Origin of the sequence: Devosia limi DSM 17137 (assembly GCF_900128975.1) — a bacterium.
Classification (GTDB): domain Bacteria; phylum Pseudomonadota; class Alphaproteobacteria; order Rhizobiales; family Devosiaceae; genus Devosia; species Devosia limi.
Genome location: NZ_FQVC01000002.1, coordinates 312,090 through 331,918 on the forward strand (window position 1 = coordinate 312,090; position 19,829 = coordinate 331,918).

Here is a 19,829-nt window from a genome sequence, read left to right on the forward strand (position 1 = left end):
GCCGTGTGGCCTCCAGGCGTCGCTGCACAGGCCTGCCGCGGCGCCGGAGGGGACCACGGCTTTCAACGTCGGCAGGATGGCGTCGACTGAGTGAGTTTGCCCGCCCTGCGAACAGGGCGGGCAAAGCGATCAGCACATTGGAACGGGTTCGGACGGCCCAAGCTCGCCGCCAAAAATCGCCGGATCGTAAGCCACGGTTTCGCGCGGCACTTCCTGGACGACATTGAGCACGTCGAATTCGCTGGTCGGGCTTTCATTGCCGCGAACCACGAGCACGTTCTTGATGCACTGGTGGTCTTCGGCGCGGTACAGCGTGGCGCCATTGCCCATGCCGTCGAACTCGTGGCCCTCCAGCGCCTTGATCACTTCAGGCGGATAGAAGGTGCCGGCGCGTTCCACGGCATCTGCGTAGAGCAGGGCCTGGACATAGGCGGTATGAGCGGCCTGCGACGGCGGGGAGCCATAGGCGGCGCCGAAGGACTTGGTGAAGGCGATCGTGCCCGCGTCCTGCAGGTTCCAGTGCCAGTTGGACGTCCCGAAAATGCCCTTGACGCTTTCGCCGGCGCCCTTGGCCATCAGTTCGGAGATGAGCGGGGTGACGATCTGGAAGTCCTTGCCATTGGCCTGGCGGTCACGCATGCCGAACTGCACGGCCTGGGTGAGCGAGTTCACCATGTCGAGGCCGTAATGGTTGAGGATCAGCACGTCGGCGCCCGAATTCAGGATTGGCGTCAGGTACTGCGAATAGTCGGTAGAGCCGAGTGGCGTGCGAACCGCAGCCACGGTGTTCCAGCCCATCGCCTCGGTGGCGTTCTTGATCGACTCTTCCTGGGTCCAGCCCCAGGTATAGTCGGCGGTCAGGTGGTAGGCGCGGCGGTCCATGCCATATTCCTGGCCGAGAACGGGCGCCAGGCCGATGCCGGACTGGTAGGCATTGAAGAAGTGGCGGAAGCCGTAGCGCTTCTTGTCCTTGCCGGTGGTGTCGTTGGAATGGGTCAGGCCCGCCATGAAAATGACGCCCATTTCCTGGCAGAGACCCTGCACGGCAATGGCCTCGCCCGAGGACGAACCGCCGGTGATCATGATGGCGCCATCGCGCTCGATCATGCGGGTGGCGCCGGCGCGGGCCACGTCCGACTTGGTCTGGCTGTCGGAGGACACGAAGGCCACCTTCTTGCCCAGGATGCCATTGCCCTTGAGCGCCGATGGCTGCAGCACGTTGAGCAGGCCGCCATCGCCTTCGCCGTTCAGATGCTTGATGGCCAGTTCATAGGCCTTCTGCTCGTCCGCGCCTTCTTCGGCATAGGCGCCGGTCAGAGGCAGGTTGAGGCCGAAGGTGACGGTGTCGCCGGTCGGATTGTTGCAGAACTCCTGCGCCCACGCACCCTTGGTGAAAATCATGGGCGCAACGCCCGTACCGATAATGCCGGCCAGGCCGGTCTGCAGAACCCTGCGCCTGCTCAAACCACGCTTGAGAAGTGTCATTGATGTCCTCCTTTTGGCGCGGGGCGACTGGTACATAGCCAGCTGCTCACCGCACCCCAATATCTGCCTCATTTACAAGCTTGAGCAATAGTTCGTTGTATTTGCAGGGATATTCTGTAAATACTTGCACTGAAACACGCGAATAATAGTCAATTCATTGACAGGCGCGCATTTCACGGAGGAGGCAGACATGCGCGCGCCAATCGGCTTTCGCATCAGCAACAGGCGGAAATCGCTCAAGATTTCCCAGGCGGCACTGGCGCGCCTGGTCGAAATCTCGCCGAGCTATCTGAACCTGATCGAGAACAACAAACGCGATGTCGGTGGGGCGCTGCTGCACCGGATTGCCCATCATCTCGATATCGAAATCGATGATCTGACCGGGCAGGCGGAGCAGAAGCTGCTGCAGGACCTCGAAGAGGCCTATGCCGACCCGATGATCGAGTCGCTGCCGTTTCGCCCCGATGAGCGGCGCGAACTGGTGGCCCAATATCCCGCCAGCGCCGCCGCCCTGGCGCGCATGCACAAGGCCTATGGCGCTGCGGTTTCCAGCGCCGATGCCTATGCCGACCGGCTGCGCAGCGATCCGCTGCTGTCGCAATTGCTGCACCAGATCCTCTCCGGGATCACGGCCGTCCGCTCCAGCGCTGAAATTCTGGAGGACGTGCCCGATCTGGACGATGCCGAGCGCGAGCGTTTCGTTGCCGCCATCAGTCGCGAGACTCGGGCATTGTCGGATGTGGCGCGCAACCTGATCGGGCAGTTCGACAATGCCAGTCGCAATCGCCGCAGCGTCTCGCCGGCGCGCGAGATCGACGATCTGATCATCGAGCGAGACAATTATTTCCCCGCCATCGAGGACGGCGCGGCCACCCTGCGCGGCGAGATCGAGCGGTCCGGGACCTTCGGCGTCGGCACGCTGACACAGATGCTGGAGCGCAAGTTTGGCGTCGCCGTTGAAATTGGCGGCGTTTCGCAAAGCCTCGGCCAGGGCTTTCCCGGGCAATACCGCTTCGATCCGACCCGCCGCGTCATGTGGTTCCAGGGCTCGACCACCCTGGCCACGCGGCAATTCCAGCTGGCCCGGCTCTATGGCGAACTGGCCGCGCCGGACCTGATTGCCGAAAGCCTGCAGGCGGCAGTGCTGTCGACCCCGGTCGCGCGGCGTCTGGCCTCGCGGGCGCTGGGGTCCTACCTCGCCGGGGCGATGGTGTTTCCATATTCCAGTTTCCTGCTCCAGGCCGAACAGGTCCGCTACGACATTGATCATCTGCGCCAGAGCTTCAATGCCAGTTTCGAGCAGGTGGCGCAGCGGCTGGTGACGCTGCGGCGGCGCGGCGAGGAGGGGGTTCCCTTCGGCTTCCTGCGCTCCGACCCTGCGGGCCGGCTGACCAAGCATTTTCCGCTGCCCGGCCTCCTCTTGCCCAATAGCGGCCATGCCTGTCCGCTCTGGGCCATCTATGGCGCCTTTCGCGCGCCCGATACGCTGCTGCGCCAGGTGGTCCGCTTCTCCGATGGCTCCCGCTACCTGTTTCTGGCCCGCACGGTGCAGCGCCGCACGGCCTCGTTCCACGAGCAGGCGGTATTCTCCTCGGTCATGCTCGCCTGCGACATCCTCCACGCCGACCGGACAATCTATGGTTCCGGGCTGGCCCTGCACGACAGTGATGCCGATGTCCCGGTCGGTCCGAGTTGCCGGCTCTGCACCCGGCGGGACTGTCCGAGCCGCCAGGAAGAGGCGCTGGCGCCCGGCGGCGAGCCGGAAATTCGCTCACCTTTGCTGCCGCAACGCTTTGACCTTGGCGATCGCGGCTGATTGAGCATAATAGAGCGGTGTTCGCGGAGGGGAGACTGCGGGCACATTGGGGGGAATTTGGCAGTAGATATCCTGATTGCCGAGGATGAGCCGAGCATTCTTGAATCGCTCGATTTCATCCTGCGACGGGCCGGCTGGAGCATCAGCTCGGTCACCGATGGCGATGCAGCGCTCGATGGCGTGCGCCGCCTGCGGCCGCGCATTGTCGTGCTCGATGTGATGCTGCCCAAGCGCAGTGGCTTCGAAGTGCTCAAGTCCATCCGTGCGGATGCCGGCCTGCGCGAAACGCCGGTGCTCATCCTGACGGCCAAGGGCCAGCAGCAGGACCGGCGCATCGCCGAGGAACTGGGCGCCGATGGTTTCGTCACCAAGCCCTATGCCAATGCCGAGGTGGTGGGCGCAGTCCGGCGCCTGCTGGGCGAAGATGCCCCGCGCTAAAGCCCGCGCGCCCGAGCCCCGCAAACTCGCCAGCGGCATGCTGGTGCTGACCGGATTCGGTGCGCTGCTGCTGGTGCCGCCGCTGGTCTATATCTTCAACCAACCCATCAGCCATTTCGGCGTGCCCCAGATAGTTATTTATCTTTTCCTGGTGTGGGTGCTGCTGATCATCGGCACCGCAGTGCTGACCCACTTCATGCCGCGCAGCGATGGCAGTGAGGCCAGTGACGACACTGACGACAGCACGGAGGGCGATAGCTGATGCTCTCGGCCGATTTCGTCATCGCCACCGCCGTTGCCTATGTCGGGCTGCTGTTCGTGCTGGCCTATCTGGGGGATCGGCGCGCCCGCACCAACAAGCGCTCCTTCCTGCATTCTCCGGCGGTCTATACCCTGTCGATCTCGGTCTATTGCACCAGCTGGACCTTTTATGGCGCGGTGGGCAATGCCGCCCGCAGCGGGCTGGAATTCCTGACCATCTATCTCGGCCCGACCATCGTTTTCGTCGGCTGGTGGTTCGTACTGCGCCGGCTGGTGCGGATCAGTCATAACCAGCGCATCACCTCGGTGGCCGATCTGTTGTCGTCGCGCTTCGGCAAGTCCAACCGGCTGGCCGTGCTGGTCACCTGCATCGCCGTTATCGGCATCGCGCCCTATATCGCCCTGCAGCTCAAGGCGGTGACCTCCTCGATCCAGGCCGTTGCCGGCGCCTCCGAAGTCGGTCGCGGCAGCCTGACCGGCATCGATGATGTGGGTCTCGCCTTCGGGGTCGCCGCCGGCATGGCGCTGTTCACCATCCTGTTCGGCACCCGCCATATCGACGCCAAGGAGCAGCATCATGGCGTGGTGGCGGCCATTGCCTTCGAGGCGGTGGTCAAGCTGACCGCGCTGGTCGCCGTCGGGGTGTTCGTCGTTTATATCGGGGGCGGCTTCGAGACGATCTTCAGCCGCGCTGCCGAAATGGGCTTCGCGGTCCAGGCCAGCGACAGCTTCGGTGACCGCTGGGTGACCACGATGATCCTCTCCATCTGCGCCATCATCTGCCTGCCGCGGCAGTTTCAGGTGACCGTGGTGGAGAATTCCAACGAGGATCACCTTCGCGTCGCCGGCTGGGCCTTCCCGGCCTATATGATGCTGATGAGCCTGTTCATCCTGCCGATTGCGCTGTTCGGGCTCACCACCATGCCGGCGGGATCAAATCCCGACATGTTCGCGCTGACCCTGCCCATGGCGGCCGGGCAGGACGGGTTGGCGCTGTTCGCCTTCATCGGCGGATTTTCCTCCGCCACCTCGATGATCATCCTGGAATCCATCGCGCTCTCGATCATGGTTTCCAACCATATCGTCATGCCCATCGTGCTGCGCCTGACCGCCGGGCAGCAGCGCAGCGACGGTCAGGGGGTGACCAGCATGGTGCTGGTAGCGCGGCGGTTCTCGATCGTGCTGATCCTGTCGCTGGGCTTCTTCTACTTCTTCTTCACCCGGGACTCCGATGCCCTGGCCCCGATCGGGCTGATTTCCTTCGCCGCCATTGCGCAATTCTTCCCGGCGGTGATCGCGGCGCTGTTCTGGCGCGATGCCTCGCTGCGGGCCGCCACACTGGCCATTGCCGTGGGCTTTATCGTCTGGTTCTGGTGCAGTTTCCTGCCCTCGTTCGAGTCAGTGTCGCCGGCAGTGGCGCGGCTGTTGGTCGACGGGCCATGGGGGATTTCATGGCTGCGGCCCGAGGCAATGTTCGGGCTTGATGGGTTGGATCCATTGACCCATGCGGTGTTCTGGAGCCTGACGCTCAATGTCTTCATCCTGATCGTGGCGTCGCTGTTCACCAGCCAGTCGGCGCTGGAGCGCATCCAGGCCAGCGTGTTCGTCGATGTGTTCCGGCGTGGCCCGGTGGCGCAGGGCAATTTCATGCGCGGCTCGGCGACGGCCAATGACCTGTTCTTCGTGGCCGAACGCGTGCTGGGTGAGCGCCGGGCCGCCCTGTTGTTCGAAGTGGAGGCGCGTGAGGTCGGCGTCGATCCGGCAATGCTGGACCCATCTCCCGACTTCATCGGCCGGCTGGAGCGTGAGCTTGCCGGATCGATTGGCGCGGCATCGGCGCACGTCATGCTGGCCAAGGTGGTGTCAGGCGGTCACGTCTCGTTGGAAGAGGTGATGCAGATGGCCGACGAAACCCAGCAGGTGATTGAATATTCTCAGCAATTGGAGAAAACCTCGGCCGAGCTTCGCACCACGGCGCGAAAGCTCGAGGATGCCAATGCCCAATTGCGCGAGCTCGATAGCCAGAAGGACGAGTTCCTCTCTCAGGTGAGCCACGAAGTGCGCACGCCGATGACCTCGATCCGGTCATTCTCGGAAATCCTGATGGAGCAGGGCGACCTCGATGAATGGCAGCGCCAGCGCTTTGTCCGCACCATCCATGGCGAAAGCCTGCGGCTGACCAAGTTGCTGGATGAAATCCTCGATCTCAGCGCGCTGGAGCGCGGTGAGCGGGCCTGGGAGAATGCGCCGACCGATGCAGAGGCTGCGCTCGACCGGGCCATCGCAGTCTGCGATGCGCTGGTGCGTCAGCGCGGCATGACGCTGGAACTGGGCCAGCGGGCGCGCCCCACCATGGTCAATGGCGAGGCCGACCGGCTCTGCCAGGTGTTCATCAACCTGATTTCCAATGCGGTGAAGTACAACACGGCCGAAGAGCCGGTCATGCGGATCACCTCGATTGTGCGGTCAGGCTCCTACATCGTTGATATTGCTGATAATGGTCCGGGCATTGCCAAGGGCGAGCGCAAGTTGATCTTCGAGAAATTCTCGCGCGGGCTGCGCGGCGCAAATGGTGATCAGAGCGGCGCCGGGCTCGGTCTGGCGATCAGCCGGCAGATCGTGGCGCGCATGAACGGCTCGCTGGAACTGGTGCCCGGCCCGTTGGCGGGCGCCTGTTTCCGGGTCAGGCTGAACGTCGTTCGGTCATAGTCTCTCAGTGGTCGCCGGCATCGGGGATGTTCAGAATATGCCCGCACGCCTTGCAGTGGACCGCATCGGGATCGTGCTTTTGCAGGCCGCATTGCGGGCAGGGAAACTGCACCTTGTTGGGCCGGAAGATCGACTGCGCCAGCCGCACGAACAGCGAGATGCCGATGATCATGATGACGATCGAGGCCAGCTTGCCCCAGGTGCCGGGCAGGGTGACGTCGCCAAAGCCGGTGGTGGTAACCGTCGCCACGGTAAAATACAGCGCATCGACATAGCCGGTAATGCCGGTGTCGCGGCCGGCAAAGGCGGTATAGACGAAGCCGGTCACCACGAAGAGGAACACCAGCAGGTTGATCACTGCCTGGATTGTGTCCTTGTAGCCGTCGAGCCCGCGCTTGCGCAGCGGCCGCCAGACGACTGAACTGCGCGACAGTGTCCACAGCCGCAGGATTCGCAGAAAGCCCAGATTGAAGATCCAGGCCGGCGCCAGCAGCGTCAGCAGGATGAAGATGTCGACGATAACCGGCAGTTGCCGCAACCAGCGCCAGATGTCGGTCGAGGCCAGAGCGCGCGCGGTGATGTCGATGGCAAGGACGGCGGCGATTGAATAGTCGATCCACAGGAAGGTCGGATTGTCGCGCAGCAGCGGCGTCGCGATGAAAAAGGCGATGATCGCCAGGTCGACGACCAGCACCGAGAACTGAAACCGCAGGGCCTTCGGCGATTGGCTGTGATAAAGCAGCCGCAAGGTTGATCGAAACCGGGCGAACCCGCTGCTCGCCCCCTTTTTTGGTTCGTCCCTGTCTACCATATGTACTCGGCTGCTCCTGCGCACCGCCCAAGGGCCGTGTCGGCAAACAGGTCCAGCGCACAAACACACTCGCCATTCGGCGAATGACAATCAAGGTCTCTTACGCAATGTCCCTTTCAATGTACGGCGTCTCGGTGCCCGTTTATACGCGCCAGCTCAATAACCTCCTGAACATTCTGGACAAGGCCGAAGCCTATGCGGCGGAGCGCAAGTTCGACGTCGCCGTGCTGCTGGCTTCGCGCCTGGCCCCGGATATGCTGCCGCTGACCAAGCAGGTCCAGATCGCCACCGACCATGTGAAGGGCAGTCTCTCGCGTCTCGCAGGCAAGCCGGTGCCGTCCTGGGCGGATGAAGAGGTCACGCTGGATGACCTGCGCGCCCGCATTCGCAAGGCTCTGGCGCTGCTGGCCGAGGTGACCCCGGCCGAGATCGACGGCTCCGAGGAGCGCCCGATCACGCTCAAGCTGGGTGGCCATGACATCGTGCAGCCGGGGCAGGCCTATCTGCTGGGCATTGCCATGCCGAACTTCTACTTCCACGTCACCACGGCTTACGCCATCCTGCGCCACAATGGCGTTCCGGTCGGCAAGCGTGATTTCATCGGCGGCTAAGCCGGCCTAGGGCGTCTGGCCCGGCGCGGTCGGTCCGGTCGTTGGCGGTGTGGGCCGCGTGCCCCTGCCGGTATCGCCTGAATTCGAGCCACCCGACGATTCACCCGCAGGTTCAGCGGTGTCGATGCAAGTGCCGACACCGCTGATACGGAAATCGGGCAGCAGTGAACGCTGGAACCGCGCATAGCGGAATTCCTGACTGCGCGGTGCACGCTCGGGATTGGCGCGCTGATAGTGCGCCTTGGCGCTGGCCGAAACGACCCCAATTTCACACCGATTGTCCAGATCGACACAATTCTGCCGGCCGCCACACATCGTGAGTGCGCCTTCATAGAGCATCACCCTGGTATCGCGCGGGGTGACGATGAAATCGAACTTGGTCCCGCGCACGGCAATGGCCGCGGTGGGCGTACGGATCTGATAGGCCGATTTCGGGCTATTGCCGCTGATGAAGCGGAAGGTGCCGGCAAAGGCGTTGATCGCCAGCCGGTCGGCCGCGCCGCTATTGCGCATGAGATAGGCCTCGATCAGCAGATCGCTGCCGGGGCCAACTACCAGCCTGGTCTGGTCGGCAAAGATGATCTGCACCTGTCCCGCCCGCCCGGTGACCACGCGCTCGCCGACCGAGATATCGGCGCCGACCACCAGGGTGCGGTTGCCGCCCGAGCCGTGCGCCAGCGCGTCCGGGTTTACGCCGACCGCCATGCCTTCATTCGCTGCGAAGGCGGGCAGGCAAAACGTGGTCAAGACGAGGGTAAGGAATATCCCAATTGTGCTACGCTTGTTCATGCCTCTATCTCTCACCAATTGCCCGTGAACCCGAGATGAACGTCAGTCGTTGTTTGTCGACACTAGCAGAATGACCGTTCCGGCGGGAGGTCATTCACATCAAGAGTTGGGCGTGGCGGCACGGCCAAAGCGGCGGAAAACCGGCGACTTGTGTTGCTGTTCGCGCTGCGGCGGGATATGGGCAGGAAAACGCAGCCTCCGGGCCGCCGCGCTATCTCAGAGGCTGCAATGAAACTTGCCTTCGTCATCCCCGCCTATAACGAAGAGGCGCTGATCGGCAAATGCCTCGAATCCGTGGTGCGCGAAATCGAGCGCTCCGGCGCGGATGCCGATATCATCGTGGTCAATAATGCCTCGACCGACAGCACCGGCGAGATCGCCCGCAGCTTCCCGACCGTTCGTGTCGTCGATGAACCCAAAAAGGGGCTGGTCAATGCCCGCGATGCCGGCTTTGCCGCGTCCGAGGGTTATGAATTGATCGCCAATATCGACAGCGACACCATCGTTCCCGCCGGTTGGCTCGATACGGTATTCCGCGAGTTCAACAAGGATCCCAAGCTGGTCTGCCTCAGCGGCCCCTATGTCTATTACGACATGAGCCTGTGGAACCGCATCATGGTCGGCGCCTTCTATTGGCTGACCTATCTGATCTATATCCTCAACCGCTTTGTGCTGCGCGTTGGCTCGGTGGTGCAGGGCGGCAATTTCGTGTTCAAGCGCGCCGCCTGGGCTTCGGTCGGCGGCTATGACCGCTCCATCCAGTTCTTTGGCGAAGACACCGACGTGGCCGTGCGCCTCTCCAGGATCGGCGGGGTCAAATGGACCTTTGCCCTCAAGATGATGACCTCGGGCCGTCGTCTGGAGAAGGAAGGCGTGTTCAAGACCGCCGGCACCTACACGCTGAACTTCTTCTGGGTCACCTTCCGCGGCAAGCCGGCCACCAAGGACTATACCGATATCCGGCCCGATTGAGGCCTTCGTGTTTCCGGCTTTCGATCGGCCGGTAATCGGCTAGTGTGAGCCGGCCGCATGGTGCGGCATGGTTGGGCGATGTCGATTCCTTCGCAATTACCCCTGACGGTGCAGGCGGCCCGCAATGGACTGCAGGCGCTGTCGCTGCAGACCGGGCAGATGCTCGAAGCCAGGGTGCTCGGTCCCGGCCAGAACGGCGGCACCCAGGTCCAGATCGGCCGCCAGATCGTCACCCTGCAGCTGCCGCTGCTGCTGGAGGTGGGGACCACCATGCAATTGCAGGTGCAGGCGACAACGCCGCAACTGCAGCTGGCCTTGTTGCAGCAGGGGGGCAAGCCCGTCGTCAATGTCGCCTTGCCGCCACCGTCCTTGCCCGCTGGCAGCCTGTTGGCACAGGCCGCGACGCCGCCTCCGACTGCACCGGCAGCAAGTGCACCGGTGCTCCCGGCCGCCGCCTCGCCCGCACCCGCCATTGCCGGGCAGACCCTTGCCGCCACCCCGTCGGCGCCACTGATCCCCGGTGCCGTGGCAGCGGCCGCGACGGGGACAAGTGGTGTTCCGCCGGTTCCGTCGACCGCGGGACTATCGACCGCGCCGGGCATGCCGGCAGTGGGGACCCCAGTGCACCACACGCCCTCCCAGCCATCTGGGGCAGCACAGTCAGCAATTGCCAGCAAAGCGCCAGCAATCGCCAGCATGCCGCAAGCATCGCCAGCAGCAATGCAGCCTGCTGGTTCATCTGCGCCGGCGCCAACGGCGCCCGTGACCACCCCATTGCCGCAGCCGACGACCCCTCAGGCGGCGCTGACGCAGATGGTGCAAGCCTCGGTTCAACGCCAGGATAGCATCACCAGCCTGACCACGGCGTTGACCGCCATCGCCGGAAAAGTGGTGTTGCCAGAACCAGTTATCCGCGCCGCCCAACAGGTGCAGGCCCTGCGTTTGCCGATAACCGGCCCCAATCTCACCGGCGCCACCCTGCAGAAAGCCGTCCTTGGCTCCGGCATCTTCCAGGAAGCTGCGCTGACGCGCCTGGCTCCCGGCACCTTGCCCGCCGCCGACATGAAGACCGCGCTGCTAACCCTCCGTAATACCTTGACAAAATGGCTCGGACCGACCGCGCCGGTGACCCCGGTTTCCGGCATCGCGCCCCCCGTTCGCGGCAGCATTCCGCGTGGCCGCGGCATCGAAACACCGCCGCTCGACCCGGCCCAGGCGCCGGAGGAAGTCGGTAAGTCATTGCTGGAACGCACAGAATCGGCGTTGTCACGCATCCGTTTGCACCAGAACGCGTCGCTGCCCGATCCCACCGGCCGAGGCGCAGCCGACTGGTCGACGGACCTGCCGGTGATGATCGGCACGCACCAGACGCTCATGCAGTTGCAGATCCACCGCGATGCCAAAAACGGGGACGAAGCCGAGGGCGAACGGGGCTGGCAGCTGCGCTTTGCGCTGGATATACCGGCACTTGGCGCGGTTGGCGCGCAGGTTAGTCTAAGGGGGACAAGCAGCGGGGTCATGCTCTGGGCAGCCGAACCCGAAACGGTGGCCGCCATCGAAGCGGCGCTGCCCGAGCTCACCCGGTCACTGACCAATATCGGCCTGCGCCCCGGAACAGTTTTTTGTCGACATGGTGAGCCACCAGCCCCGGCCAAAGCCCCAGCTGCCGGGCATTTTGTGGATGCCCGCACATGAGCGATGCCCCCAAGGACCGTGCACTGGCGGTGGCGCTGCACTATGAGAAGGGGAGCCGCGAGGCACCCAAGGTGGTGGCCAAGGGCAGGGGCCTGGTCGCCGACCGCATTGTGGCGCTGGCCGAGGAAAATGGCATCGTCATCGAAGCCAATCCGGTACTCGCCTCCGCGCTCAGTGGCGTGGAGATCGATGATTCGATCCCCATCGAGCTCTATGAGACCGTTGCCGTGGTCATCGGCTTTGTTTTGGGCGTGGGCACAAAGAAATAGCCCCGCCGCATTGCTGCAGCGGGGCTGTGATCGCAGTTCGGCTGTAGCTTACTGAACGCCAAGCATCTGCTTGGTGGTTGCTTCAGCCATGTCGGCTGCCTGCTTGATCTGGTCAGCGGTCAGGCCCTGGGCCTTGCCTGCCTCTTCAGCAGCCTTGCGGGCGGCTGCGATGGTCTCGGCCTTTTCTGCGTCAGTCATGGTGGCGGCCTGGTTCTGGATAGCCTGCATTGCCTGTTCAGGCGACATCATGGCGCCGCCAGCGGGGGCCATCGGCGCCATTGCGGCAGGTGCGGCGGGCGCAGCCGCGGGAGCTGCAGGGCTAGCTTCAGGCGCCGCAGGAGCAGCAGCAGGAGCGGCCGGAGCAGCAGGAGCAGCCGGCGCTTCGGTGGTGGTCGGCGCTGCGGGAGCAGCAGGGGCCTGCGGATCGCTGCAAGCGGCAAGGGCGAACATCGACACGGCAGCGAGTGGCAGGAGGAACTTGGCGTTCATGAATTTATCCTGTGGTTTCGGATCGTTAACCGATCCGCTGCCTTCCGATACCCCACCAATGCGGGCAAAGATTTGTCCCGATCACGGCATTTTCACGGCGGCGTGATTGGTCTGATCGGCATGAATTCCTATGTCGAGTGTCCGGCACCATTGCACGGGTCGTCCTGCCTTCCCATCTCTCGAGGAGAGTTCAACGACCTCGGGAGAGTCACCTTGCTGAACCCTCAAGACCGCATTGCCATCGAGGGCCTCTTCGACCGTCTTGCCGATGTCGCCGGACGCAGTGGTCCACGCGATATCGAGGCCGAGGCGCTTGTCCGTGAGCGTCTCCAGGAGACTCCCGCCGCACCATATTACATGGCGCAGACCATCCTTGTGCAGGAACACGCGTTGCGCATGGCTGAACAGCGCATTGCCGATCTGGAGGCCGCGGCAGCGCGTCGGCCGGCGACTAGTGGATTGCTGGGCGGTCTTTGGGGCGGCAATGAAACAGCGCGGATGCAGCCCCACGGTCAGGCCTCATCCCAGGCCGCGCCAAGGGGGCCGTGGAACCGGGGGAGCGAGTATCGCGACGACGCGGATCGGCAGAGTTCGAGTGGCGGGTTCCTGGCTGGGGCGGCGCAGACTGCGCTGGGGGTAACCGGTGGCGTCCTGCTGGGTAGCGCCATTGCCAGCATGCTGTCAGGCGACGCCCATGCAGTCGAAAAGCCGGTCGAGGCTCCGATCGATGCGGGCGAAGGCGATGCGGGCGGCGATGATTTTGGGGGATTCGATATCGGCGGTGAATTCTAGCGCTGCGGGGCCCCGACAGGCTGCCGCCGCTTCGCTCAGTATTTTTCGTAGAACTCGTTGCCGCCCGCTTCGAGCACATAATGCATGTTGTTATAAGGGAAGCGCAGGCCAGCCGTGTGGAAGTGCTGGGCGCCCTGCACGCCAGCATGCCGGGAGCCGGAAAGGACCTGGTCGGCCATCTGTGCCGCCAGCACGGCGCCGGAATCGGTCATCTTGCGGCTGAGCACGCCCTGGGCGAATTGATTTTTCTGCCCCACGACGCCGCAGACCGACTGGGGATAGCGGGAATCGCCAACCCGGTTCATCACCACGGTACCCACGGCGAGCATGCCTTCGGCGCTGGAACGGTTGGACTCGAAATACATGGCGCGCATCATGCATTCCTTTTCGGACAGCTGGGCCATGCCGAAGTTCATGCCGAAAAAGCTGCAGCCGCCCAGACTTGTGGCCGTTACTGCAAGCGCTGCTGCGCGCAAGATTGCTTTGGACAGGTTTAGCATAAAGGCCATCTCCGGCACCGGGCGCAGGGTGCTTACCTAACCGAAGATGACCGAACAGGCTTAAGGAAGGTCTGAGCCGGAAGGTTAATCCATTGCTAATGGCGCAGTCGCTGGTCGGCGGTGAAAATCAGCGCGGACACCAGGGCAATAGTCCCCAAAGTGACGATGAGTGGCACGGGATTGTCGCGCACGACCTTGCCGGCCACATGAGCTTGCTTGCTGATCTCGCGCGCTGCGACCACGCCCTGATGGCGGACCTGCTTAACCAGCTCGCCGGCGTCGTGGCGGATATCCACGAGCGCGCCACCGCCGTAATCGTTGACCGCGTCTGCAAGTGTAGCCAGTTCACTGCGCAGGGCAGCAATCTGTTGGCTGAGGGCGTCGACAGCGTCTTCGCCAGCGTTCTCGATCTGTCGAATTGTACGTTTGGATGCGATGGCCATGCTTTTGCGCTCCGAGGTTGGTTCCAGTCAAACTCCATTTCGTGATCAATGGTTCCCATTTGGGCCCTTCGGAGTGAATTGCGCAGGGCAGCCCTTGGATGTAGAGGCACAAGTCCCCAAATAGGTGTCTTAGCGGAGGCGATTTGATGCGCGGAAAAAGCAATGCTCGGCTCAATCGACAGTTCGACCGTCTGCAGCGGCGCATTCCCGACTCTGCCGCACGTCTGCTGGAGCGCCTGCGTCAGCCGCAAGCCCGTCTGCTGCGGATTCCCTTGGCAATCCTGCTGATCCTGGGGGGCATATTCAGCTTCCTGCCGGTTCTGGGCATATGGATGCTGCCGCTGGGCATGTTGCTGCTGGCGTTGGACCTGATCATTCTGCAGGGGCCAGTCAATCACGCGATCGTTCGTGGCACCCGTAAGTGGTCCACATGGCGGCGTGCGCGCCGGGACAAGAAATCAGGGCGTTAGCAGCTGCATTTCGACAAGGGCAACCGCGTCGGCAAGCCTTTTGTCGATGATGTGCAGGTATTGCGTCCAATCGCCAATATGGGCGAGCTCGTCGGCTCCATCGGAAATGCCGCGGAGGGCGATAAGGGGAATGCCAAACTTCTGGCAGGCCCGCAGCAAGGCAAAAGTCTCCATATCCACCATGTCTGCGTCGATGCCGTCATAGGCAGCGCCTGAGACCACGTTGGCGCCGGTCGACAATCGCGCGGCGGCCAGCCCGGTGATCGGTGGTGTCAGTGCCACCTCAATCGGCAAGTCGAGTAGGGGCGTTTGTCCCTTCGCAAAACCGATAGCCGATGCGTCCATGTCGCGATACGACACCGAGATTGCCTGATAGACCCCGCACTGTTGCAAGCTGCGCGAGCCTGCGGACCCGAGCGAGACGACATGGCTGGGCAGGTTTCCCTGTATCTCGGCCAGTGTCAGGGCATGGGTCAGGGCGACAGCCGCCTCGACCGGCCCGATACCGGTCATCAGGGGCTGTATCCGGGCGCGCAGGTGAGGGCCGTATTCGGCCTCGGCGGCCATGACATAGAGAATGGACATCGCCGGTCTTCTATCACGACCGTTGGCGGGCGCAATCGACTGGGTGCTGGTCTCGCGTGGCAATAGCGTTACCGGTTCCGTAACGGAGCCCTGACAGAATGGTGCCATCGGCTGCGGGCGATGAGGCTGGCAGCGATGGACCAGGGTGGTTATCGTGCGCTTGGCGGTTATTGACGGCGGGCAGGGGCGTGCCGGGCGGGCCTCGGACCATGTGAGAATCGAAGACGTCGAGGCCGAAGCCCAGCGCCGGTTGCGCATTTGCAGGGTGCAGGAATGGCGGGCCCGCGAGTTCATTACCGGCATTGCCGTGCCCGCTGACATCAAGCACTTCGAACTGCAGGTCAATTTTGCCGCGCAGGCCATTTGCTGCCTATCGCCAATCCCGGCTGATTTTGACGATGATCTTTATTGGCCGACCTATTGGGGCGAATAAAGGGCCATGCCATCATCACCGCGATAGCGAAGTATTGACGCGTAAAAGTAAGACATCGTTATTGGCGCGCTGCCAGACTGATACTGAGCGTCACTGACAGCACGCGCTGTGCGGAAGCAGGATGATGGTGGGTCGCCGGGGGAGCCGACTGGCTGAACTGGTCCATGCGGAGGCACTTGCCACCTCGTGGAGACGGGCTCGCGACTGGCTGCGGGATCATCTGGTGCCCGCGCGAATTGCCGATCAGCGGCGGCTGGAAAACCAACTTCGTGACAGCCAGAAACGCCTGGCGCGCGCACTTGCCTATATGGCTGACGGCCTGGCGATGTTCGACGCCGAAGGGCGCCTGATCTTCTGCAACGAGCAGTATCTGTCATTCTTTCCGCGAACGGCACATCTGCGGGTTCCGGGCGCCGCGTTTCGCGACATCCTCGAAGCCGTCGTGGCCAGCGGCGAGCAACTGGGAGCCGGCACAGGGGCCAATGCAGCCTGCTGGGTCGATGAGATAGCGGCCTCCCTGCACGTAATGGGGGAGGAAGAAGTGCATCTGTTCGATGGGCACTGGCTGCATATCCGCACCCGGCCAACTGACGATGGCACCTCGATGGTGGTGGTGTCCGACATGACCAAGATCAAGCGGGACGAAGCCGAACTGCTGATCCTCACCGAGCAACTCAAGGTCCTTGCAAGTACCGACGGTCTCACGGGGCTGATGAATCGTCGCGCCTTCGACCATGCGCTCGATACCGAACTCGCGCGAAGCCGGCGCAACAACTCGCCGCTCAGTCTGCTGATCATCGATATCGACTGGTTCAAGGCCTTCAATGACCTCTACGGGCATCCGGCCGGCGATACCTGCCTAAGGGCGGTTGGTGCGAGCCTCAAGCGTGTGCTGACGCGCCCGGCGGACTTCGTGGCCCGCTATGGCGGCGAGGAGTTTGTTGCGGTACTGCCCGATATGGACGAGGCGGGGGCGATCAAGGTCGCGGAGGCGTTCAGGAGAGCACTTCTGGAACGCAATCTGGTTCATGGTGGCAGCGGTACCGGGCGAGTGACTGCAAGCGTCGGTGCGGCTACCTATCGGGCCCATAGCGACCTGCGTTGGTCCAGGGAGCTGGTGTCGCGGGCCGATCAGGCGCTGTACAATGCCAAGGCCGAAGGACGGGACCGGATTTGCGCCTGGAGCGCAAACTACACGGCGCCGGAAACCCGTACGGGTCAGTACTAGGCCGGATCAAGAATCCCCGCCGCGACACGGCTGCATTGTCAGTGGCCTGCCGGTGGGATGGCGCTCCCGGTCTTGGCGTAGTCCCGCAGCTTGTTCCGCAAGGTCCTGATCGAAATGCCCAGGATGTCCGCGGCGTGAGTGCGATTGCCTTCGGTTTGTCGCAGCGTAGCCAGGATCAAGTCTCGCTCGACCTCCGCGACAGGTAGCCCGACAAGGGCCTCAGCGGCAGAAGCGGCAGGCGCAGGGTGGTACATGTTACCTTCTTTCTGAGCCCCCATAGATTGCTCAGAACACAGGGTAAGGGTGGCCCTTTAGGGTTAACGACTCCTTAATTCCGTATGTATCTGTACGAATTTGGCGTCATCTTCGCAGTTGCGGCGCCGAAGAACCGTGCCAAAGTCAAAATCACGAGCATTTTCAGGAACAAAATTGCGTCAGGCTTGCTTTTGCTTGCAGCGATTGGGACGTGAGGGGCGACGATGGATAAGGCGACCGCTGAGCTCAGCCGGCAAATCGGGCGGGGACGGGAGGCCAGATCACCGATCGAAATTCCGGTCCCGGGATGGAAAGACATCTTCTACCGGGTGTTCATGAGCATCATGCGGGATCGCATCCTGCTGACAGCAGCCGGTGTCACGTTTTACTTCCTGTTGGCGCTGGTGCCGACGCTCAATGCGTTCATCTCGATCTATGGTCTGTTTAACGACCGGGCCAACGTCATCGACCATGTCGATCTGCTGGTCGGCATCGTGCCGCCCGGCGGGCTCGATATCATCCGCGAACAATTGCTCCGATTGGCCAGCCAGGGGAACGAAGCGCTTGGACTGACGCTGATCACCTCGCTGGCGATCGCCTTCTGGAGTGCCGGTGCCGGCATCCGGGCGATGTTTGAAGCGATGAATATTGCCTATCAGGAGCAAGAGAAGCGGCAGTTCTTTGTTGTCCATGCCCTGGCGCTTCTTTTCACGTTTGCGGGCGCAATTGCGGCGCTGCTAGTCGTGTCGACGGTGGTGGTGGTGCCGCTCTTGCTGGATCTGTTTGCCGCCGAGGGCAGCTTTGAGTGGCTGGTTCGCGTCTCGAGCTATGGGGCCATGTTGCTGGTCCTGCTGGTCGGGATTTGCGCCCTCTACCGCTGGGGGCCAAGCCGGGAGAAAGCCAAGTGGCACTGGATTACGCCGGGTGCCTTTGTGGCGGTGGTGCTGCTTGGCGTGGCGTCTTTTCTGTTCTCCTGGTACCTGGCCAACTTCACCGATTATGGCGCGGCCTATGGTTCGCTCGGTGCGTTGATCGGCTTTCTGACCTGGATCTGGATTTCGGTGACGCTGGTGATCATTGGGGCACAGCTGAATTCGGAAATCGAACATCAGACGGCGCAGGATTCAACGACCGGACCGGAGCTGCCTTTGGGTGAGCGCGGTGCCTACATGGCCGACAGCGTTGGCCGCGTCTGGCCGCCCGATCGCCGGCGGCTACGGACGGTGACGCGGCCGGAGCGCGATCCAGTCTCGTTGGGCATGATTGCATTGACCATGGCTTCGGTAATTGTCCTGAGCATCGTGCAGCGGGGCAGGGATCGTTAGCCAGTCATGCAGTTGCGCCGCGCGCTGACTTCCAGCACAACTAACGCCGATGAATCGTTGCACCACTTTGCCGCGACTGCCTTTCGGAGAATTCAATGACCGGCTTCCTCATCCTTCCCGTCCTGGCAGCGCTGCTTGCTGGGGGAGTGTGGTATTTCACTATCGGCCGACGACATGCCGGTCCGCCGAAGACTCCGGTCTTTGGGCCAAACCCGACCATTCCTGACGCCCATCCGCAGGGCAAGATACCGACGCTGAAGATGCCGACAGCCACGGGCTGGGCGCCTGGACAGAAGCCGACCGCAGCCCCTGGGCTGGCGGTCACCGCCTTTGCGATGGGGCTCAAGCATCCGCGCTGGGCCTATGTGCTGCCAAACGGCGACGTGCTGATTGCCGAATCCTCGACGCTGCCGAGCAAGGTCACAGGATTCATGGACTATGCCATGAACCGGGTGATGCGCCGTGCTGGCGCGCAGCGTGAGAGTGCCAACCGCATCACGCTGCTGCGTGACGCCGATGGCGATGGCGTGCCGGAAGTGCGCGAGGTTTTCCTGGAGAACTTGAGCCAGCCCTTCGGCATGGCGCTGGTGGGAGACACGTTCTATGTCGGCAATACCGACAGCGTGGTGGCATTTCCCTATGTCGAGGGCCAGACCCGCATCACGGCACCCGGCCGCAAGCTAACCGACCTGAAGCCAGGCGGCCACTGGACGCGCAATCTCATCGCCAGCAAGGATGGTCGCAAGCTCTATATCGGCGTCGGTTCCATCGGCAATATTGCCGAGGGTGGTATCGAATTGGAGCAGGATCGGGCCGCCATTCTTGAACTCGATCTCGAAACCAATGAACGCCGGGTGTTTGCCTCGGGCCTGCGCAACCCGGTTGGGATGGCGTGGGAGCCAACCACTGGCTCGCTTTGGACCGTGGTCAATGAACGGGACGGCCTCGGCGACGAAACTCCGCCCGACTACCTGACTTCGGTCCAGGATGGCGGTTTTTATGGCTGGCCCTATTCCTATTGGGGCAAGACTGTCGACGATCGCGTGCCGCAGGATCCGGCAATGGTGGCCAAGGCGCTGACACCCGACTATGCGCTGGGTGGTCATACCGCATCTTTGGGTCTGTGCTGGTTGCCGGAAGGGACATTGCCGGGCATGCCGCAAGGCATGGTCATTGGTCAGCATGGTTCCTGGAACCGTAGCATTCTCAGCGGTTACAAGATGATCCTCGTTCCTTTCGTAAATGGCCGTCCGGAAGGCGCGCCTATCGAACTGCTGACGGACTTCCTGGCACCCGATGAAAAGACCTCCTATGGCCGCCCGGTTGGCGTGACCATCGCCAAGGACGGCAGCCTGCTGCTGGTGGACGACGTTGGCGACGCTGTCTGGCGCGTTACAGGCGCTGCCGGCCGCTAAAGAGTCCAGGCGGTCACTTGCTCAGGCAAGTGGCCGCC

The 19,829-nt window shown here is 62.9% G+C and carries 20 protein-coding genes and 2 pseudogenes; 14 read left to right on the plus strand and 8 right to left on the minus strand.

What is annotated here, in order from left to right:
- Window positions 1-129 precede the first annotated feature (129 nt).
- Entirely contained in the window at window positions 130-1,485 is a 1,356-nt protein-coding gene (locus BUA69_RS04880) for a substrate-binding protein (protein ID WP_046135817.1), read from the minus strand.
- Between the two features lie 190 nt (window positions 1,486-1,675).
- Between BUA69_RS04880 and BUA69_RS04885 the strand changes: the two genes are divergently transcribed.
- Genes BUA69_RS04885 through BUA69_RS04900 form a run of 4 tightly spaced genes read left to right on the plus strand, consistent with a single transcriptional unit; the run spans window position 1,676 to window position 6,709 of the window.
- Entirely contained in the window at window positions 1,676-3,301 is a 1,626-nt protein-coding gene (locus BUA69_RS04885; RefSeq protein ID WP_046135816.1) for a helix-turn-helix transcriptional regulator, read from the plus strand.
- A gap of 57 nt (window positions 3,302-3,358) precedes the next feature.
- On the plus strand, window positions 3,359-3,739 hold the full coding sequence (locus tag BUA69_RS04890) for a response regulator transcription factor (RefSeq protein WP_046135815.1): 381 nt from the start codon (window positions 3,359-3,361) through the stop codon (window positions 3,737-3,739).
- Window positions 3,726-4,001 (plus strand): hypothetical protein, encoded by a 276-nt coding sequence (locus BUA69_RS04895; RefSeq protein WP_046135814.1) that lies wholly within the window; start codon window positions 3,726-3,728, stop codon window positions 3,999-4,001. The genes BUA69_RS04890 and BUA69_RS04895 overlap by 14 nt, the downstream gene beginning before the upstream one ends.
- Window positions 4,001-6,709, plus strand: coding sequence for a sensor histidine kinase (locus BUA69_RS04900; protein WP_046135813.1), 2,709 nt, complete (start codon window positions 4,001-4,003; stop codon window positions 6,707-6,709). The genes BUA69_RS04895 and BUA69_RS04900 overlap by 1 nt, the downstream gene beginning before the upstream one ends.
- A 4-nt stretch (window positions 6,710-6,713) precedes the next feature.
- Here the strand turns inward: BUA69_RS04900 and BUA69_RS04905 are convergent, their stop codons facing one another.
- Window positions 6,714-7,520 carry an ion channel gene (locus BUA69_RS04905; protein ID WP_046135812.1) on the minus strand — a complete coding sequence of 269 codons (807 nt, stop codon included), beginning with the start codon at window positions 7,518-7,520 and terminating at the stop codon, window positions 6,714-6,716.
- Between the two features lie 107 nt (window positions 7,521-7,627).
- Between BUA69_RS04905 and BUA69_RS04910 the strand changes: the two genes are divergently transcribed.
- On the plus strand, window positions 7,628-8,131 hold the full coding sequence (locus BUA69_RS04910; RefSeq protein ID WP_046135811.1) for a DUF1993 domain-containing protein: 504 nt from the start codon (window positions 7,628-7,630) through the stop codon (window positions 8,129-8,131).
- A 6-nt stretch (window positions 8,132-8,137) separates the two neighbouring features.
- On the opposite strand, the gene BUA69_RS04915 is transcribed toward BUA69_RS04910, so the two are convergent.
- Entirely contained in the window at window positions 8,138-8,920 is a 783-nt protein-coding gene (locus BUA69_RS04915; protein WP_052950620.1) for a FecR family protein, read from the minus strand.
- Between the two features lie 228 nt (window positions 8,921-9,148).
- On the opposite strand from BUA69_RS04915, the gene BUA69_RS04920 reads away from it, so the two are divergent.
- The 3 genes from BUA69_RS04920 to BUA69_RS04930 all read left to right on the plus strand — a co-directional run bounded on the left by BUA69_RS04920 (window position 9,149) and on the right by BUA69_RS04930 (window position 11,856).
- Complete coding sequence (locus tag BUA69_RS04920; RefSeq protein WP_046135810.1) at window positions 9,149-9,892, plus strand: glycosyltransferase family 2 protein; 744 nt, start codon at window positions 9,149-9,151, stop codon at window positions 9,890-9,892.
- A gap of 78 nt (window positions 9,893-9,970) precedes the next feature.
- Window positions 9,971-11,587, plus strand: a complete 1,617-nt coding sequence (fliK, locus tag BUA69_RS20710) for a flagellar hook-length control protein FliK (RefSeq protein ID WP_160300136.1) — start codon at window positions 9,971-9,973, stop codon at window positions 11,585-11,587.
- Window positions 11,584-11,856, plus strand: coding sequence for an EscU/YscU/HrcU family type III secretion system export apparatus switch protein (locus tag BUA69_RS04930; RefSeq protein WP_046135808.1), 273 nt, complete (start codon window positions 11,584-11,586; stop codon window positions 11,854-11,856). The genes fliK and BUA69_RS04930 overlap by 4 nt, the downstream gene beginning before the upstream one ends.
- A 48-nt stretch (window positions 11,857-11,904) precedes the next feature.
- Here BUA69_RS04930 and BUA69_RS21145 read toward each other — a convergent pair whose 3' ends face one another.
- Window positions 11,905-12,345 carry a hypothetical protein gene (locus BUA69_RS21145; RefSeq protein ID WP_052950619.1) on the minus strand — a complete coding sequence of 147 codons (441 nt, stop codon included), beginning with the start codon at window positions 12,343-12,345 and terminating at the stop codon, window positions 11,905-11,907.
- Between the two features lie 213 nt (window positions 12,346-12,558).
- Between BUA69_RS21145 and BUA69_RS04945 the strand changes: the two genes are divergently transcribed.
- Entirely contained in the window at window positions 12,559-13,137 is a 579-nt protein-coding gene (locus tag BUA69_RS04945) for a DUF2076 domain-containing protein (RefSeq protein WP_052950618.1), read from the plus strand.
- Between the two features lie 41 nt (window positions 13,138-13,178).
- Here BUA69_RS04945 and BUA69_RS04950 read toward each other — a convergent pair.
- Both BUA69_RS04950 and BUA69_RS04955 read right to left on the minus strand, forming a co-directional pair.
- Window positions 13,179-13,553, minus strand: a pseudogene (locus BUA69_RS04950) (cell wall hydrolase); the annotation flags it as partial.
- 179 nt (window positions 13,554-13,732) lie between these two features.
- Window positions 13,733-14,080: a hypothetical protein gene (locus tag BUA69_RS04955; protein WP_046135806.1), complete on the minus strand. Its 348-nt coding sequence runs from the start codon at window positions 14,078-14,080 to the stop codon at window positions 13,733-13,735.
- A 146-nt stretch (window positions 14,081-14,226) separates the two neighbouring features.
- Between BUA69_RS04955 and BUA69_RS04960 the strand changes: the two genes are divergently transcribed.
- Entirely contained in the window at window positions 14,227-14,550 is a 324-nt protein-coding gene (locus tag BUA69_RS04960) for a hypothetical protein (RefSeq protein ID WP_046135805.1), read from the plus strand.
- Here BUA69_RS04960 and BUA69_RS04965 read toward each other — a convergent pair.
- Entirely contained in the window at window positions 14,539-15,135 is a 597-nt protein-coding gene (locus BUA69_RS04965) for a 5'-methylthioadenosine/S-adenosylhomocysteine nucleosidase (protein WP_046135804.1), read from the minus strand. The genes BUA69_RS04960 and BUA69_RS04965 overlap by 12 nt on opposite strands.
- 154 nt (window positions 15,136-15,289) lie before the next feature.
- On the opposite strand from BUA69_RS04965, the gene BUA69_RS04970 reads away from it, so the two are divergent.
- Together BUA69_RS04970 and BUA69_RS04975 are read left to right on the plus strand one after the other, a co-directional pair.
- Window positions 15,290-15,568 carry a hypothetical protein gene (locus tag BUA69_RS04970; protein WP_143154422.1) on the plus strand — a complete coding sequence of 93 codons (279 nt, stop codon included), beginning with the start codon at window positions 15,290-15,292 and terminating at the stop codon, window positions 15,566-15,568.
- A 223-nt stretch (window positions 15,569-15,791) separates the two neighbouring features.
- Window positions 15,792-16,796 (plus strand): sensor domain-containing diguanylate cyclase, encoded by a 1,005-nt coding sequence (locus BUA69_RS04975; protein WP_160300135.1) that lies wholly within the window; start codon window positions 15,792-15,794, stop codon window positions 16,794-16,796.
- A gap of 38 nt (window positions 16,797-16,834) precedes the next feature.
- Here the strand turns inward: BUA69_RS04975 and BUA69_RS04980 are convergent.
- A pseudogene (locus BUA69_RS04980) lies at window positions 16,835-17,017 on the minus strand (helix-turn-helix domain-containing protein); the annotation flags it as partial.
- 258 nt (window positions 17,018-17,275) lie between these two features.
- Here BUA69_RS04980 and BUA69_RS04985 point away from each other — a divergent pair.
- Together BUA69_RS04985 and BUA69_RS04990 are read left to right on the plus strand one after the other, a co-directional pair.
- Window positions 17,276-18,376: a YihY/virulence factor BrkB family protein gene (locus tag BUA69_RS04985; protein WP_046135803.1), complete on the plus strand. Its 1,101-nt coding sequence runs from the start codon at window positions 17,276-17,278 to the stop codon at window positions 18,374-18,376.
- A gap of 95 nt (window positions 18,377-18,471) precedes the next feature.
- Window positions 18,472-19,791: a PQQ-dependent sugar dehydrogenase gene (locus tag BUA69_RS04990; protein WP_046135802.1), complete on the plus strand. Its 1,320-nt coding sequence runs from the start codon at window positions 18,472-18,474 to the stop codon at window positions 19,789-19,791.
- Window positions 19,792-19,829 lie beyond the last annotated feature (38 nt).